A 17,195-nucleotide genomic window follows, 5' to 3' on the forward strand; every position below is an offset into this window, starting at 1 on the left:
GTCCAAAAAGCACAAAGTAAACGTAAGTTAATGAGTGATATATAGGTTAAAACTGTTTTTAAACGTTAAAATTAGGTATTTTGTCGATGTTTTTATGTTTTATAGTATTAATTTATCGATTTATTTGAACAGTTTGTCGGTTTTTTCAAAAAAAAATTATATCATTGAACAATATATTTTATGTCCTTAATTATTTAGTATTATGAAGATTACAATTAAAAACATTGCTTTGGCAATGGCAACGGTGGTTACTTTAACATCTTGCAACAACGAAGAGTTATTTGTAGACCAAATCGTTACCGAAGAGCTAGTAGAAACCGATAACATTAAAGAAGAAGTAGAAGACCCAGTAGTAGACCCAACTGCGCCTTGTGCCTTTAGTTTAAGTAGTGCTACAGCAAACTCAACAGTTGTAATAGATTGCATACTAGATTTGGATGGACAAACAATTACCTTGCCAAGCAGTGTATATCTTAGTTATGCTGGTGGCGATATTATTAATGGCACAATTAATTTTGGTGCCAGTAACACCATTGATGGCGAACTTTTAAACTACACATTAAACGTAAAAGGGCAAACTCCAAAACTTACCAAACCAGAATTCAATTTTTTACCAGAACGTTGGGATATTGTTGAGGGCGAAACCACTTCTGATATTGCTTGGGATAACAATAAAAATTTAGAATTTACCATGTCTTTAATTAAAGAATTAGGGGCAACAACATTTAAAATGGATGTAATAGATGCTTATTTTGAAGGATCTCGTAATGCACCAGGGACAAATTTTTACCCTTCAGTAGAAGCTGTAAATATTCCTTCAGACTTTAATTTAGTAATGACAGACAATACTCATTTAAGAATCCAACCTGCCACTGCTCAATCAGAAAGATTAGAAAATGGAGCCATTTTTGCCATTCGAGATGCGGATAATATTACTGTTACTGGAGGGAATTTGCACGGAGATAGAAAGGTTAGATATTTTTCTCCCGATAATAATGGTTTAGAAGGAGCTCATTTATTTTATATAGAATCTGGGCGTAATGTTATATTAGATGGGATTAAGTTTATTGATGGCTCTAAAGGAGGTTTAAACATCTATTCTTTAGGAGCCACTTTTGAAGCATGGTACAACCCTAGTAGATATATAAAAGTTTTAAACTGCGAGTTTACCAATATACGAAGAATGGCAGTTGCATTAACTGATGGGCGTGATATACTTTTTGAAGGAAACACCTTTACAAATACTGGTCAACCAGGACCAAATTCCACTGGTGGAGAGGTTGGTTATGCCATGAATATGGAGGCAACTAGAGTACGTGACGCTAACGGAATATTAGTTGAACGTGAAAAAGTAACAGATATAATAATACGTGGAAATAAAGAAACAGGAAGTAGAGGAGGTTCCATTTCTGTGCATATTGGTCAAAATGTAACTATTGAAGATAATGATTTTGAAACAACAGTAACATATGCTTATACCAATGGGACCAAAATTATTAATAATAGATTTAAAGGTTTAGGAGCATCGAAATCTGACTATGCAATATTTGCTACTGGTGATGGTGATACGGTTTATAATAATGAAATTTATGGTAATACCATTGAGGATTATAATATTGGTATGATTTTAAGTTCTGCTTATATTGAAGTTCATAGTAATGTGATTTCTGGAGTAACTTCAGGTATTTTGTTAGGAAAATCGACTAATTCTAATATTTATAATAATAATGTTACTGCAAATACTTTTGGTATCATTGTAGGTAATACGTGGCTAAACAATGTGGAAATAAAAGGGAATACCCTATCTGCAGGATTTTTAAACATGAAATTTTCTAATAGTAATAATAAACCAGAGCATGCTAATTATACCTTTTCTGTTACCGATAATATTTGTAAAACAGACAAAAAAATAGATTTTTTGCAGGTTAATGGAGTTAATTTTTCCAATAATGAAGTTGCTGGTATTCAAATAGCAAACTCAACAAATTTGACAATTTCTAATAATACAATAAAACCAACAGATTTTGATGGCATTCGTTTATACGACGATCATGACAATGTATCACTTATAAACAATACTATTTATGAACCTACAGGTGCTTCTAGATTTCAATGTATAAATAACGGCTCGGAGAGTCAAGATGAAATTATTGAGAAAGGGAATACTTGTAATTAAGTTAAAGTTAAAAAGATTACTAAAAAAAGGGAAGATTGTACATAGTCTTCCCTTTTTTAATAATGTTTTTTTTACATAGTAGCGTGTAAACCGTGTTGGTTTTAAAAATTAAATTTATTTAAATGATTCCATCTTTAAAATTAATAGAACTAAATCAATTTACACGATTTAGGTTTTTTGGGACACTTTAAAAAAGTGTGGTTTTTTTATAATATGGCAACATAGGTAATTGACAAAGAATGAGAAACCACAAAAAGACAAATATGTATTGATGTTTTTGTAGTTTGTTGGAAGGAAATTGAAATTACAAATTTAAAAATTAAAGATGGTTTTAGTTCCATTTAATGGTCTCAAAAATATAGGAAGTTTTATACTTTAGTGCGTATTGTTCTAGTTTCAAAAAATTAATTAAATTTTTTATTGATAAGTACGTATAAGTGCTTATTGATTTGTAATCAGAAAATTCTAACTTTGTTTATTGGATTATAGTACTCTTTAATTCGAGGTAACATCATTAAAGTTAGACTTTATTTTGAATACAGTAAATTATAAAAAGCAAGAATAAAACTATTAATAACCATGTTATTTAATTCATTCGAATTTTTAATTTTTTTTCCAATCGTTTTTACTATCTATTGGGTTTTAAACAAAGATTTAACAAAACAAAATTTATTATTATTATTATCCAGTTACATTTTTTACGCTTGGTGGGATTGGAGGTTTTTATCCTTAATAATAATTAGTTCGTTTATTGATTTTCGAGCCGGGATTAAAATATTTGCATCTAAAACTAAAAGGGAAAGAAAAAAATGGTTAATTGTGAGTTTAGTTGCTAATTTAGGTTTCTTATCCATTTTTAAATATTATAATTTCTTCGCAGAATCCTTTTCAGATTTAATGAATCGTTTTGGTTGGCAACCAAATGATTTAACTCTAAATATAATCTTACCTGTAGGTATTAGTTTTTATACCTTTCAGACTTTAAGTTACTCTATCGATATTTATAGAAAACAATTTAAACCAACTTATAATGTTGTGTCATTCTTCACTTATGTGTCTTTTTTCCCGCAGTTAGTTGCGGGTCCTATTGAGCGGGCTTCCAATTTATTACCACAGATAGAGAAAAAGAGGATTTTTAAAAAAGAATGGTTCAATGCAGGAGTTATTCAAATACTTATAGGCTTGTTTCGTAAAATTGTTATTGCAGATAATATTGCTGGATACGTTGATACAATTTATGCAGATGTAAGTTTATATAATTCATCAACTATTCTTTTGGCAACAGTTTTATATGCTTTTCAAATTTATTTCGATTTTGCTGGCTATTCTGACATAGCTATTGGTACTGCTAAATTATTAGGGTTTAAATTTAATCAAAACTTTAATTTACCTTATTTTTCTAAATCGCTTACGGAGTTTTGGAGAAAATGGCACATATCTTTATCTTTTTGGTTAAGAGATTATTTATATATTTCTTTAGGTGGAAACAGAAAAGGAATAAAGATAACGTATAGAAACTTAATGTTAACTATGTTACTAGGAGGTCTTTGGCATGGAGCCAATTGGACTTTTCTTTTTTGGGGAGGTATTCATGGCGTTGTTTTAAGTTTAGAGAAATTTTTAAAATCTATTCGGTTTTCTAATAAATTTAAAACAGTTGATTTTCTTGGTTACCCTTTAACATTTGGGATTGTAATATTTTCATGGATATTTTTTAGGTCACAGGATTTAAACTCAGCTTTTGTTGCTATTAAAAAAATTTTTCAATTTAATTTTTCTGCCCCATTTATTGGAGATATAAATTTGATAACAAATTCTATATTAGTTTTATCCATTGGTTTAATTTTTGATTTATACCTTTTCAATAAAAACTTAAGTTTAGAAAACTTAGGAGCTAAGTTCAGTTTATTAAAAATTGTAATTGTATCCTGTATTGTAATAATGCTAATTAATCTTTTTTATTCTTCTTCAAATAATTTTATTTATTTTCAATTTTAAATTATGAATCTAAAGAACATAGAATACATAGTTAAAACAATTACGTTAGTTTTAATTTTTACATATTTAACGGATAAAGTTGTTTTTTTTTCATTAAACAAAATAAGTGATAAGGTATTTACAGGCCAAAGTATTGGTAAATTAAATCATTATATAGTTTTAAAAGACAGTTTAGATTTTGTTGTTTTTGGCAGTTCAAGGGCAAATCGAAATTTAAATCCTGAAATAATATCAAAAAACAGTTTTAATATGGGGGCAGATGGTCGGAAATTATCTTTTGCCGCTACTTTGATTAAAATATTACCAAGAAAAAAGGAACAAACCGTACTTTTACATATAGATCCAGAAAAAGCTTACTTAAAAAACTATAAAGGTGATGATATTCAGGTTTTAGGTACTAAATATCATAGAAATCCACTTATTAAAAATGAAATTGATAAACTTGAACAAGCAGACCGTTTTCAGAAATTTTATTGGAGTTTAGGATACAATAGAACAGTACTTGGAATAATTAAAAATTACTTACACCCAAATTACAACTATAAAAACTACTCAGGTTTTGATCCTATTTTTGTCACTGAAAATCAAAAAAATATTTTTAAAAATATTTTAAAAAATGAAGCATCTGTAAAATGCGAAAATGTTTTTGTAATTAATGAAATTTATAAAAATTATTTAAGTGAACTTAAATTATTTTGCGACCAAAATAACAAAAAATTAATTTTATTTACCTCTCCAAAATATAATGATCAATGTAAAGAAGATAATTTAAAATTTAGTCAAACAATGGAAAATATGGGGTTGACATATCTGGACATGACAGATTATTTTAAAAAAAATAACTTATTTGAATATTGGAAAGATAAAATCCATTTGTCAAACTATGGAGCTGAAATTTTTACGGAGGAGTTTAAGCAGTTATTAATTGAAATTAAATAAAAATTCCTCGGTTAATTAATCTTTCCTATTCCTTACTTTTTGAAGTATAATCTGTATGGTAATATTTTACTAATATTAGTTAAAATATTCTTATGTTTTATCTATAGCTAGGGACACTTAGTTTTAGGCTATTGCTCTACAATTTCATCCTTAATAGTATTTTTTATTAATCGGTATTTACCGCTTTTTTCCACAGGTATATTATCTGTAAACTTTAGTGTTATTTTAATACGATTACCAACACGATCTTTTAAATTTTTAAGAAATACGTCTTGGTCTTTATTAGTAAAGGTTTTATCATCTTTTTCAAGAAGTACCAATAAAGCATTTATATGATGCTGTTGTATTTGAAACCGAATGACTCCTTTTACGCCTTTTAAACAGTTAGATATATTGCCTAAATTAATTTTCCCTTTTTCCTCCGAGTATATATAATCGGAGATGCGGCCCAAAATATGTTTTACTAAAGGGTTATTGTTGCCACAAGGACAAACTGCTGTAGGCTCGTCTAGTTCAATTTGGTCGCCAATATCGTACCTAATTAATGGTGTACCCTTTGTATTAAAAGGCGTAACTACTAAACGACCATTTGTGCATGGGTTGTCTTGATTATCTAAAACCTCGAAAACGCCACTTTGTAATTCGAGATGTAAGTTACCTTGCTCACATTCAATTATAAATGGAGATCCTTCAGATGAAGCGTATTGATTATATACCTTTGTTTTAAAATAAGTTTCTAAAACGGTTCTAATTTCTGTGGTAATGGTTTCTGCGGTTGGAAAAATAGCTTTAATAATGCCAGCAGGAAATACAATATTATAATGCATACCATACTTTGCTATTTCGTACATGGTAGATGGGAATCCTACAAAATATTCCGGCTTAAATGTTATAAGGTTTTCTATATAGTATTTTAAATATTTAGAATGTATATGGAAAGTAGAGTAGTAGCGTACGTTATAAATATAGTCTGTTTTCCAAAATCGGTTTTTACGAATATCTTTTGGTGTTAATAAATTTTTACCGCTAAACCAAGCCGTTTTTTTACCTAAACGGTAACCAAAATTATGCCTAAAATAATCTAAAATAGCATGACGCTCTCTTGAGTCGTCTAAAAGATATACTACTTCTAAAGATTTTCCTGTTGTGCCTCCTGTTTTTGCAACACTGCCTTCACTTTTTTTTATGGTATAAATATCACTAATATTTTGCCGTATTAGCTCTTTATTAACGATAGGAAGCAAACGTATATTTTCAATATTTTCTGGAGAGTCTAGTTTAGACAACGTATTGCTATAGTATTTAGAATTTGTAATGGCGTATTTTATAAATGCTGTATACTTTTTGGATTGAATAGCTTTTAACTCTTGTAACGACAAGTTTTTATTGGCTTTATAGTGTTTTAAAAACTCGTGGTATTTGCCAGAATTGCGCCCTCTATACGCTAAAATATTATAAATACTAACTAAAGAATTTTGAAGAAAATGAGGGGCGTACTTATATAATTTATCTTGTAATTGTGCCATGTGTAGTGTTATTTTGCTCTAAATAAAACAGCTCTATTTGCTTAGTATTAGAAATAATATCGTAGTTACCATTAATAATAAAACTAGATTGGTCTATTTTTTTAGAAGCATCTAAATCTAAAATGTGTTGTGCCCATACTTCGGCCGGTTCCTCAATAGAAAGGAATTTAATATTGTTAGTTAAGCTTACTTCGTTTGTAATAGAGTTGGAGGCTATAATTTTTAAACTTGCAGCTTGGGCTTCTATTAGAGTAACCGGAAGCCCTTCGTAAAATGAGGGAAATACAAAAACATCCATCATTTGGCAAAGTTCTGGAATATCGGTTCTTACCCCTAAAAATTGTATTTTATGATCAATTTTTAATTGCTTAGCTTCAGTTTGTAATCCTGCTCGTAAGGGGCCATCACCAATTAATACTAGGGTAGCATGAGGTTGTTTATTTAATAATGCTGCAAATATTTTAATTAAAAAAGCATGATTTTTTTGACTAACAAACCGGCCAATGTGCCCAATAACTAACTCATTTTCTAGTCCATACTCTTTTTTATATCTCGCCGAAATGGTAGGGTTATATTTAAACTTTTCGGTATCAATAGCGTTATTTATGGTTTTAAAAGGCGTTTTACCAAACAACCAATTTCCCGCTTTATCTCCACAAGAAAAATAGTGGGTTGCATGTTGTTTTATGCGTTTTTTTAGTTGGAGTTTTACCAGTTTTTTTAAACTTTCTTTTAAACTTTCTTTACCAGAAATTATAGAGGGTAAACTTACTTTATTTATAGCAATGTGCGCATGTGCAATACGGCATGGAATATTAAACTCTGCGGCTATTTTATGCGGAAAGTAACTAAATGTATTTAGATGGGAGTGTACAATTTTATAATTGTTGTGGCTATTAAAAAACGCACGTAAAGCCTTATAATAAGCCTTGGGCTTAAATGGATTTATTTGTGGTAACTTGTAAATAATGCCTCCCATGGTCTCAATTTCGTCATCGTAGGCTCCTTTTTCAGGTCTATGTACTAAAAAATCAAACTGGACTTTTGTTTTGTCTAGCTTTCTGTAATAATTCATAATCATAGTTTCTGCGCCGCCGCGATCCATTATGGTAAATATTTGTAAAACTCGTATTGGGGTCATATTAGAAATGTGTTATCTATTTTTATAAATTGAGTTTAAATTTGCGCTTTACCGCAACAAATTTACCATTAGCCCCTAAAGGGATAGCATCTACTTTATTTAATTTATACTCAATTTGATCTCCTAATCTAGCCTTTAAATTGTTTAAAAATTGGGTTTCCATTTTTTTAGTAAATAAGGCGTCTGTTTCTAGGTTTATTATAACTAAACTTGGTGATTCTTGTATAATTTGGCCTTTATTAATACCTACAAGTCCTTTGTAAGCTGTATCCATTCGGCCAACAAACCCTTTAGCCTCAGTCCATAAAATATCGTCTTCGCGTCCAATTAATTTTTCGATTAGTGGCATTTGGCAACCACACGAACATAAAGCATTATCGCTTTTTAATAGAACCGTATCTTCTATACTATATCTTACTAAAGGCGTGCGATAATTTATAAAACTAGTTACTACAAGTTTGGCTATTTCACCGGGTTTGGCAGGTTCACCTTTAATATTAATAAACTCGAATATACCAGAATCTAAATTTAAATGTAATTCACCTGCCGTACATTCGGTAATAAAGGGGCTTCCCTCGCTAGAAGCATATTGATTATAGACTTTACATTGGAAAGCTTTTTCGATTTCTTCCCTTTGGTAATCGTATAAGGTTTCGGCAGTTACCGCTATGGCTTTGGGTATAAAGGTTAGTTTTAAATTGTGTTTGTTAATGTATTTACTAACAATATAAAGAGCAGAAGGATATCCATCTAGTAATTCGGGCTTAAATGCATTGAGTTTATTAATATAATGACCTAAATTACTTTCTGTTAAATGATAGGTGGACATTAACAATTGATTATCAAAATAATTATACATCCAAAAAGGTGGTTTACTGGACTTAGCATCTACTATTAATCGTCCTGAAAATCTAACTTGTTTGGTGTTTGGTTTAATGCCAATGGTATGGTGAAAGCGCTTCCAAAATGCAAATGAAGCATTTATGGATTCGATATCGATATAATCTAATGTTGGTGAGCCCGATGTACCACTAGTATGGCCAACCATGGCTGTTTCTCGTTTATTGTTTAATAAGCTTTCAACATTATTTTTTCTATCGTTTTTTTCTAAAATTGGTATTTTAGTAAGCACTTCAAATGGATTATTTAATATTTCAGTTTTAGTAATACCCAAGACGTTCATTTTGGCAGAATACCAATCTGAATGATCTAAAATCTCAGAAAGTAAAACAATTAATTTTTCTTTCTGAAACTGTTTAATAATTTTGAGATCAGCGTTCCAAAGTGTTTTGTATTCCTCCAAAAACAAATCAAATTGTTTATTATAGCGTTGTTTTCTATTTAAATACCCTTTAATATTTAGCAATACAAATTTAATAGGGTGGGGCATTATATTGTATATCGTCTCTTTTAAACCTGCCATAATCTATTCTATTACTCTATAATTTTCATGAATTTTCGGGTTTCTTAACAATGTGCATAAAAAGGCTAGTTCCAAAAACTTAATCCTTATTTAGGATAGGTAAAACCTTTTAAAAATCACCTTTAGTTTTTACTCTAATATATATGTTTAAGAGTACACCAAACGGAATAGCAAAGATTGTTGTAAGTTTTTTTGGCGATTCTTGAATAAATTTCCAGTTTTTATTGAATAAAGAACTAGAAACATAATGGATGGCATTTTTAAATTTATCTTTAAAATTCTCTGCCAATTTCATTCTACTCTTTCTTGAAAAGGCAAATCCTTGTGGGTGCCTTCTGTATTGTTTAAGCATGTTCATGCTGGACCCGTCTTGCATGTATTCAACAATACAAAAAACTTCATTTACAGGAAATAATTTATAATCTTGATCAATCAATTGGTATAAATAGCCTAGAGGTACAAAACGTTCACCCTCAAAAATAGGGTAGGGTGGGTATTTTTTTACTACATCGGTGCGCAATACTAACTTTTTATCCCCTAAAACTTTGTGCGTATTATATAATTGATATAGCGTTGTTTCTTTTAAATGTTCCGGAATTTTTGTTCCAATAATAGTACCACTTTCATCTGCATCTAAGCCTACTAGACCTGCAAAATTGGGTTTGTCTTTGATTTTTTTCCAATTTTCAAGTATGTTTTCAATAGCTTCATCTGCCATATAATCGTCACTATCAATACAAACGTTTAAAGGTGTTTCTATAAGACGATAAGCAGCATTGTGGCCACCATGCATACCTTGGTTTTCTTGATAATGATACTGAATTGATATTTTTGCTTCTTTAATCCATGATTCTACAACATCTTTCGTATTGTCTGAAGAACCATCGTCTATAATTAGCCATAAAAAATCTTGGTTGGATTGATTTACCAAACTATCATAGCACTTATTTAAGCAATAAGCTCTATTATAAGTAGGCGTAAATACAGTAATTGTTTTAGTCATCTAAAAAAGTTTATTAAATTTTAACTTGTTAATAAAATGTTATTTATGCATAAAAAACATAGGCCATTAAATATGTAAACATAAAATAGACAAATAATACTTTACCAATCATGAAATGATGATTTTTAAAAAGACGTTGTTTTAGTAAAGGATAAATTATAACTATAGCCATCATAAACCAAGATAAATAGGCAAATCTATTGGAGTAGTTAGCATTAATAACTAAGATCCAAAACCCATTACAAATGAGATACGTATTTAACAATTGATAATAAAATTTATCATGAAATTTCTTTTTAATAATAAAATACCAACCGGCAAAAACGGCAAAAGCACTGTGGAAAAGAAAATCCCATCTAAACCCCGTGTTAGAAAAAGTGCCTTCTGCAGATTGCCCCGATAAATAACCAGCAAGCCTATCATCATCACCAAAACCTATACTGCTAAATATACTTATAAAAACACTACCTAGTACCAAGGATAAGGGAATACAAGCTAACCAGCCTTTTAAGAAGGCTTTAGGATCGTTATAAACCAATGTAATGAGATAAGCAAATATTGGTAAAAACATGGTTTTATGAAAAGATACTGCTATAAAAAAACATAGCGCCATAATAAATTTATTGTTTTTATAACTTAGTCCTAATAAGAATAACGAGCCGGCTGCTCCATTTCTAATACCATTAGTGCCATAAGCCCAAAAAGAAAAAGAAACCAAAAACATAAAGAAAGCATAATACCAATACTCTTTAAAAAGGACTATGGAAATTCTTGCCAATGGAAGTATATATACCATAGCGCAAATTGTAAAAAACGTATGGACTGAAACAAAGTAGGAGGACGTTTTCATAAATATATGAAATAAAAGATCCTTAGTGCCTTTCAGAGGTGCTCCCAATTGGTAATCGGCATAGTATATAGAATAGGTTCTCATATCTCCAAAATACCTTCCGCTTATAGGTCTTTGTCCAATGTATAAAATAGCAAAGACTAATATAAGTAATCCGGCTACCCTTATAAAATTTATGTTTTTAGGATCATCTAGTTTTAATATTCTAGTATGTAATAATGTAAACATTATTAAAAAAAAGAAGACGTTTATATAAACTTGAAAATATAAATGTAAAGGTACTAGAGTATTCATATTTTATTTATCTTCTTGTTACAGGAATGAAATTAATTTACTTAACCAAAATAGAGTCGCACAGGCTTTCAGTAAATGTATTGCTAAGCAACTTCGTAATGTGCATACCATCAAGTGTTTTATATTTTTTACTGGTATTTTTATAATTATAATATTTAATTTTATTTTTTTTAGTTATGGAATCAATTAGATTATCAAAACCAGGCACCATCTTATCTTCAAGTTCTAGAAAAATTGAGTCTACCGGTAATCGAGCTAAATGTACTTCTCCATAAACTTTTAATGTTTTTATTAAAGTGTCTAAACTTGCTAAACGATAATTAGAGAACGCATATTTTTTATCAAAATTATTATAGCTATTTAGCCACCATTCTCTTCTGTTTTCGTACTCATTTTTATTTTTTGGTAAGTTGTTGTCCTGTAACCAACCATCATTATGTAAAATAAGTTTTCGCTTAAAAATGGCTTTAAAATGGAAATTACTATAATTTTTTATTAAGTATTCAAAATTTGGATTTACATCTACAGAATTCATATTGTGAGGAGACATGTCGTCTTCAATGAATTCATTTTTATAATTATCATGAGAATTTTCAGAAAGTAACATTAATGGAGAAATAGAAAGTATAAATAACCCATTTTTAGTTTCTGGATCAAGCTTTTTTAATATACTTTTTCGATACAATGGACCAATAGGAGCTTGAGCAATCGTAAATGCATAATTTGTTATAGGAAGCTCGTATCCTTCATTTTTTAATTTATTATTTATGGTGCTAGGTACAACTCCCATTAAAGCTCTTGAGTCACCTATTATCATGGACTTAGCCTTAGGCGTTGTAAACTTTAAATAAAAACTATCTACTACCCCTCCAAAAGCCATTAAAAATAACGACATAAGTACAGCCGATATTAGAAAAAATAATGATGTTTTTTTTATAAATTTTTTCATTTTAAAATTGAAAATAAATAAATGATTGTGCTTTTGCTCCAAAAATAATTATAACACTTATTAATATGAAATAAATTACCCATCGTAAAACTGTAGAATTTACTTTTTGCAAATCCAACCCGTATGCTTTTTCTCTTTGTAACCATTCAATAAGAATAAGGCAAGGTATGAAAAGGACTATTCTAATATCAGGTATTTTAATATCAAATATGTTATTCGTTATTAGTCCATTAATTATGGCCTTATTAAGGTTTATAGCTTCTGTTAGATTAATGGCTCTAAAAAAAATATATGTAAAACATACCATTGCGAAAGTTAAAACCATTTTAGGAAAATCTCGTAATGTACTTTTGTTTTTCGAATTAATCTTATTAGATGAAATAGAACTAAATCGTTTTTTAGAAAAAATTACGGGAATATAAAATAAGCCATGTAAGCCACCCCAAACAATGTAATTCCAACCTGCACCGTGCCATAAGCCCGAAATTAAAAAGGTTAAGAATAGTGCCAAAAATATACCATATTTCTTGTAATCTCTATATTCTATTGCAAGTGGTGTAAACACATAATCATTTAACCAACTGGATAATGATATATGCCAACGCTTCCAAAAATCGGAAATATTAGTAGAGAAATAAGGGTAGTTAAAGTTTCTTTTAAAATTAAAACCAAATAATTTAGCAACTCCAATAGCAATATCTGTATAGCCGCTAAAGTCTGCATAAATTTGAAATGCAAATACAACAACACCTAAAATTAGCGTACCAGAAGAATAGTCTGAATAATTTTGAAATATGTCATTAACATAAGGTGCGCAATTATCTGCAATTACAATTTTTTTAAACAAACCCCAAAGCATCTGGCGAGCACCATCCACTGCGGTATTATAATCAAATTTTCTTTTTTTAAAAAACTGTGGTAATAAATTGGAGGCCCGTTCGATAGGACCTGCTACCAATTGCGGAAAAAAAGCAACAAAAGTTGCGAAGGCAATGAAGTCTTTAGTAGGCTCTAGTTTTCTTTTACTAATATCTAAGGAATATGACATTGTTTGAAACGTATAGAACGATATACCTACCGGAAGAATTATATTTAAGGAGTAGTAATCCATTTGATAGCCAATACTATTGAAAGCATCAACCCATGAGTCAATAAAAAAGTTAAAGTATTTAAAGAATCCCAACAAGCCTAGGTTAAACAAAACAGATATCCTTAACCACCTTTTTCGTATTTTGGCGTCTTCATTTTTAAAAATTTGAAGACCCACAAAATAATCTACTACGGTACTTAGCATAATAAGCGATAGGAATCTCCAATCCCACCAGCCATAAAACACATAACTTGCGATTAATAATAGAACGTTTTGAGATTTTAAATGCTTTTTTAAAATAAACCAATAAGCGCAAAAAACAATAGGTAAAAAAACAAAAAAATCAAAAGAATTAAAAATCATAATTTTATCTTTTCTCTTGAATAGAATTTACAATTTCACCAACGTTTTTCCATTCTAAAATTTGAGAGCTCGTGAACTTTATATTAAAGTGTTTTTCAATTTCAACTACTAAATAAATGTGATTTATAGAATCCCATTCATCAATATCACTAGCTACAGTTTCAGGAGTAAGAGTTATGTCTTCATTTTCAAAAACTTCACGGAAAAGTAGGTTTAATTCGTCTAGATATTCTTGCATGAGATAAAATGTTTAAAGTTGTTAAATTCTTTTAATTCTGTGTTATAGTTAATTTCATTGGTTTTTGTAAAGCTTAGTTTGTCTAATAAATCTGAAACCAATTTATTTTTTGGTGTTTCTAAATATTCTCCAATTAAATTACTAGCATTAACTTGTAATAACTGTTCTACGATTTGATTCATAGCAAAATATTCTACACCTCTTTTTAATACTCTACAACTCATAATCCAAGTATCAATAAAAAAAGTGTTGGCATCGGTTTTTTCTAATATAATTACAGATATTAGTCCGTAGTCTCCAAATTTATCTTTTAGTTTTATACTATAAGTTACATGGTTTTCAGAATTCATAAAATGAATAATATCCTCATCTGTGTAACGCTTTGTTCTTAGATTAAATTGGTTGGAACGTTGTGTTAACTGCGCAATACGTGATACATCTTCAGAATTAAAGCTTTTAATTTCTCCAATCATTTCTAATGACTTTAAGTAGTCATCCATGTTGGTTACAGATGTAATAAGCTTTTTTCTTTCAGCTTCCTGCTGATATTGTAAAGTTCTATCTTTATCATTACTCGAGAATGATGCCGTTTCAAACAAATTTAAGTCTGTTAAATACGGTAAATATAATGCAGGATCCTCTGGCAAATTTGGTACAGTAACAAGTGGTAAACTTTGTTTAACAATATCTCGTTCGGCTGGATTGTCATCTATAAATACCATAGAATCAAAACCTATATTAAGTACTTCTTGTATATACCTTATATTATCAGCCTTATTGTTCCAATTAGCAACAAAAATGGAGATGTCTTCTAGTTTTAGAACCATTTCGCTATGTTTTATAAAAGGCTCTTTAGCTACTTCTTCAGTATTTTTAGAACATACCGCGATAATTATTCCTCGCTCTTTTAATTCCTTTATCCATTTTTGCAATTTGGTAAATGCTTTTCCAATACCTAAGTTTCCAATTTGTATTTTATCAATTCCATCATCCCCAATAATACCTCCCCAGGTTGTATTATCTAAATCAATAATCAAACATTTTTTAAAACTACCTTTTAAAGCTTTTATGAATAAAGTCATGTGGTAGCTAAAATGTGCAAATGTGTCTATGGTGTAATGCAAATCGGAATTTATGTAAGCTGGCCAATCTCTATAAGCATCAATATTTTTTATATGTTTATTAATATCAAATACATAAAAATTATTTTCATTTTCAGATATATTAATAAGCGCAGTATTGGCTTTCCATAATTGATTATAAAAGCTATGAGGTACTTTTGAAAAAAGATTTCCATAAAGTTCATCATCTAATAACTCATAGGATGCGTAAATAATTTTTGCACTACTGTTATTTTTATTTAAAAAATCTATTCGGTTTTTAGCTTTATTTAACAAATCATTATGAAACTGAGCACGTGCTTCATTTGATTTTAAGGCATAAAAATCGTCTTTGATTTTAAGCGTTGATTCAAATATAATTATAATTTCAGGGTTAAAATCATATAGCTTTGAACTTGCATCAATTAAAGTGATATCAATTTGGTCAAAATCAGCTTCAAAAATATTAGGATTAAAACCTGCCAAAACAAGTTGATTTTCAATCGCTTTACAGAAAAAAGTTGTAGTATGATTTCCAAGAACTGCAATTTTTATTGCCGTATTACTTTTGGGGAAATCTTTTGCAAGTTTTTGAAGTGCTCTAAAACTTAAATTAAAGTCCATTTTTAATAATTTTAGGGTATAAGTTTATATAATTTGGTAAGCAAATATGTTATTTTTTTTTAAAACCCAATCATATTTATTTAAAATTTCGTCTAAATGTGTTATTGACTAGTTAAAGAGAATAATAAAAAGAATAAACACTAAAATATTAAGTCAACTTAGTTTGTTTTAATTTAATATGCATTTATTTTATTGCTATGTAATATTATCTAACCAAGTAACAAAAACGTCCTAATGCGTTGCGAATAATATCGTTAATAAGTATAACTTGTTAGTTGCAAATTATAGTGTAAGTTCTTTTTACCTAACATATTATTAGTGTTATTTTTATTTGGTTGTTAATTTGCAGTAAAAAAAATAGAGATGTTTGTTTAACAACATGAGGCTTAGTATTTCATTTTCAAAGGCTTCATAAAAAAAATGGCAGTAAAATTTATATTTTTTTTGTGCAACGCAAGTAAAATACATTTATATTTGAACTATAAAAGTTAAAACTTGTTAAATGAATTTGGTAAGTATTTTCTTTAAAAATAAATAGAGCATTTACTTTTTTGGTATGTTTTAAAACCTAACAACTATTACATAAATATATTTTTAGATGAAATATTTTTTAAAAAGAATATTAAGTTTTTTATTAATACCGTTTCTTTTTCTTTTAATTATAAGTATAGCTGCGTTAGTTTTTTTACCTAAATCAGAATATTATAAAATTGATCCAGCGATTAAAAACTTATATGTTGGTGACTCTCACATACAATATGCAATTGTGGATAGTTTATTGGTGGAAAGTCAAAATATTGCTGTTGAGGCTGAAACATTTTACTTCTCATATTTTAGATTAAAAAAAATACTTGAATCAGAAAATAATATAGAAAAGGTGTATTTGGGGTTAGGATATCACAGTTTAAGCAGTATTAATGATGATTTTGTCTATGGTAAAAGTTCATTTTCAACAGCTCCAAAATATTTTTACCTCCTACCTTTTAGTGAGCAAAAAAAGGTACTTTATTCAAATTACAAAAGTAATCATTTACATAACTATTTTAAAATTTTGATTAAGAGCAGCTTTAGGCCCTTAGTGAATAATTCAAAATTTGGAGGTTACTCCAATTATTTCTACAGTACTGCATCGAAAAAAAGAATTATGGATAAAAGGATTAATTATCATTTTTATAAGGACAAATTGGTTAATGGGTACTCTAATTTAAATTTATTTTATTTAGAAGAAATAATCAATCTAAGTAAAAAATATAAATTTGATTTAGTGATAATTAATACACCTTTAGATCCGTATTATAAAGAAAAAATCCCGAAAAAATTTATAAATAAATATGATGAAATAATCAATAAGTTTAATTTAAAACTTATTGATTTTTACAATTTAAGATTTGATGAGAGCTGTTTTATTCCAGATGGAGACCATCTTTCTGTAAATGGAGCTATAAAAATGACAAAGGAGCTTATTAAATAACAAATGTTTA

General features: G+C 28.9%; 13 protein-coding genes. 4 read left to right on the plus strand and 9 right to left on the minus strand.

Going from position 1 to position 17,195, the window contains the following annotated elements; translation table 11 throughout:
• The first annotated feature begins 202 nt into the window (after nucleotides 1-202).
• The 3 genes from BMY96_RS06865 to BMY96_RS06875 all read left to right on the plus strand — a co-directional run bounded on the left by BMY96_RS06865 (nucleotide 203) and on the right by BMY96_RS06875 (nucleotide 5,113).
• Complete coding sequence (locus BMY96_RS06865; protein ID WP_092850777.1) at nucleotides 203-2,176, plus strand: right-handed parallel beta-helix repeat-containing protein; 1,974 nt, start codon at nucleotides 203-205, stop codon at nucleotides 2,174-2,176.
• A gap of 579 nt (nucleotides 2,177-2,755) precedes the next feature.
• Entirely contained in the window at nucleotides 2,756-4,174 is a 1,419-nt protein-coding gene (locus tag BMY96_RS06870) for an MBOAT family O-acyltransferase (RefSeq protein ID WP_092850779.1), read from the plus strand.
• Nucleotides 4,175-4,177: 3 nt separating this feature from the next.
• Nucleotides 4,178-5,113 carry a hypothetical protein gene (locus BMY96_RS06875; RefSeq protein WP_092850781.1) on the plus strand — a complete coding sequence of 312 codons (936 nt, stop codon included), beginning with the start codon at nucleotides 4,178-4,180 and terminating at the stop codon, nucleotides 5,111-5,113.
• 128 nt (nucleotides 5,114-5,241) lie between these two features.
• Here BMY96_RS06875 and BMY96_RS06880 read toward each other — a convergent pair whose 3' ends face one another.
• From BMY96_RS06880 to BMY96_RS06920, 9 genes are all read right to left on the minus strand, one after another.
• Nucleotides 5,242-6,639, minus strand: coding sequence for a phenylacetate--CoA ligase family protein (locus BMY96_RS06880; protein ID WP_092850783.1), 1,398 nt, complete (start codon nucleotides 6,637-6,639; stop codon nucleotides 5,242-5,244).
• Nucleotides 6,620-7,780 (minus strand): glycosyltransferase family 1 protein, encoded by a 1,161-nt coding sequence (locus BMY96_RS06885; RefSeq protein ID WP_092850784.1) that lies wholly within the window; start codon nucleotides 7,778-7,780, stop codon nucleotides 6,620-6,622. The genes BMY96_RS06880 and BMY96_RS06885 overlap by 20 nt, the downstream gene beginning before the upstream one ends.
• 22 nt (nucleotides 7,781-7,802) lie before the next feature.
• Nucleotides 7,803-9,203: a phenylacetate--CoA ligase family protein gene (locus BMY96_RS06890; RefSeq protein WP_139205226.1), complete on the minus strand. Its 1,401-nt coding sequence runs from the start codon at nucleotides 9,201-9,203 to the stop codon at nucleotides 7,803-7,805.
• 109 nt (nucleotides 9,204-9,312) lie between these two features.
• Complete coding sequence (locus tag BMY96_RS06895; RefSeq protein WP_092850787.1) at nucleotides 9,313-10,206, minus strand: glycosyltransferase family 2 protein; 894 nt, start codon at nucleotides 10,204-10,206, stop codon at nucleotides 9,313-9,315.
• A gap of 43 nt (nucleotides 10,207-10,249) precedes the next feature.
• A complete protein-coding gene (locus BMY96_RS06900) occupies nucleotides 10,250-11,284 on the minus strand; it encodes an EpsG family protein (protein ID WP_245750553.1) in 1,035 nt (344 codons plus the stop codon).
• 103 nt (nucleotides 11,285-11,387) lie between these two features.
• Nucleotides 11,388-12,299: a hypothetical protein gene (locus tag BMY96_RS06905; protein ID WP_139205227.1), complete on the minus strand. Its 912-nt coding sequence runs from the start codon at nucleotides 12,297-12,299 to the stop codon at nucleotides 11,388-11,390.
• 1 nt (nucleotide 12,300) lies between these two features.
• Entirely contained in the window at nucleotides 12,301-13,752 is a 1,452-nt protein-coding gene (locus BMY96_RS06910; RefSeq protein WP_092850791.1) for an MBOAT family O-acyltransferase, read from the minus strand.
• Between the two features lie 4 nt (nucleotides 13,753-13,756).
• Complete coding sequence (locus BMY96_RS06915; RefSeq protein WP_092850792.1) at nucleotides 13,757-13,990, minus strand: acyl carrier protein; 234 nt, start codon at nucleotides 13,988-13,990, stop codon at nucleotides 13,757-13,759.
• The gene (locus BMY96_RS06920) at nucleotides 13,975-15,714 is read right to left on the minus strand and encodes an HAD-IIIC family phosphatase (RefSeq protein ID WP_092850793.1); all 1,740 of its coding nucleotides are present in this window, start codon (nucleotides 15,712-15,714) and stop codon (nucleotides 13,975-13,977) included. Before BMY96_RS06920 ends, BMY96_RS06915 begins: the two co-directional genes overlap by 16 nt.
• A 598-nt stretch (nucleotides 15,715-16,312) precedes the next feature.
• Here BMY96_RS06920 and BMY96_RS06925 point away from each other — a divergent pair.
• The gene (locus BMY96_RS06925) at nucleotides 16,313-17,185 is read left to right on the plus strand and encodes a hypothetical protein (protein ID WP_092850795.1); all 873 of its coding nucleotides are present in this window, start codon (nucleotides 16,313-16,315) and stop codon (nucleotides 17,183-17,185) included.
• The last annotated feature ends 10 nt before the right edge of the window (nucleotides 17,186-17,195 follow it).

Source organism: Algibacter pectinivorans, assembly GCF_900112595.1.
In the GTDB taxonomy this organism is placed as follows: Bacteria; Bacteroidota; Bacteroidia; order Flavobacteriales; family Flavobacteriaceae; genus Algibacter_B; species Algibacter_B pectinivorans.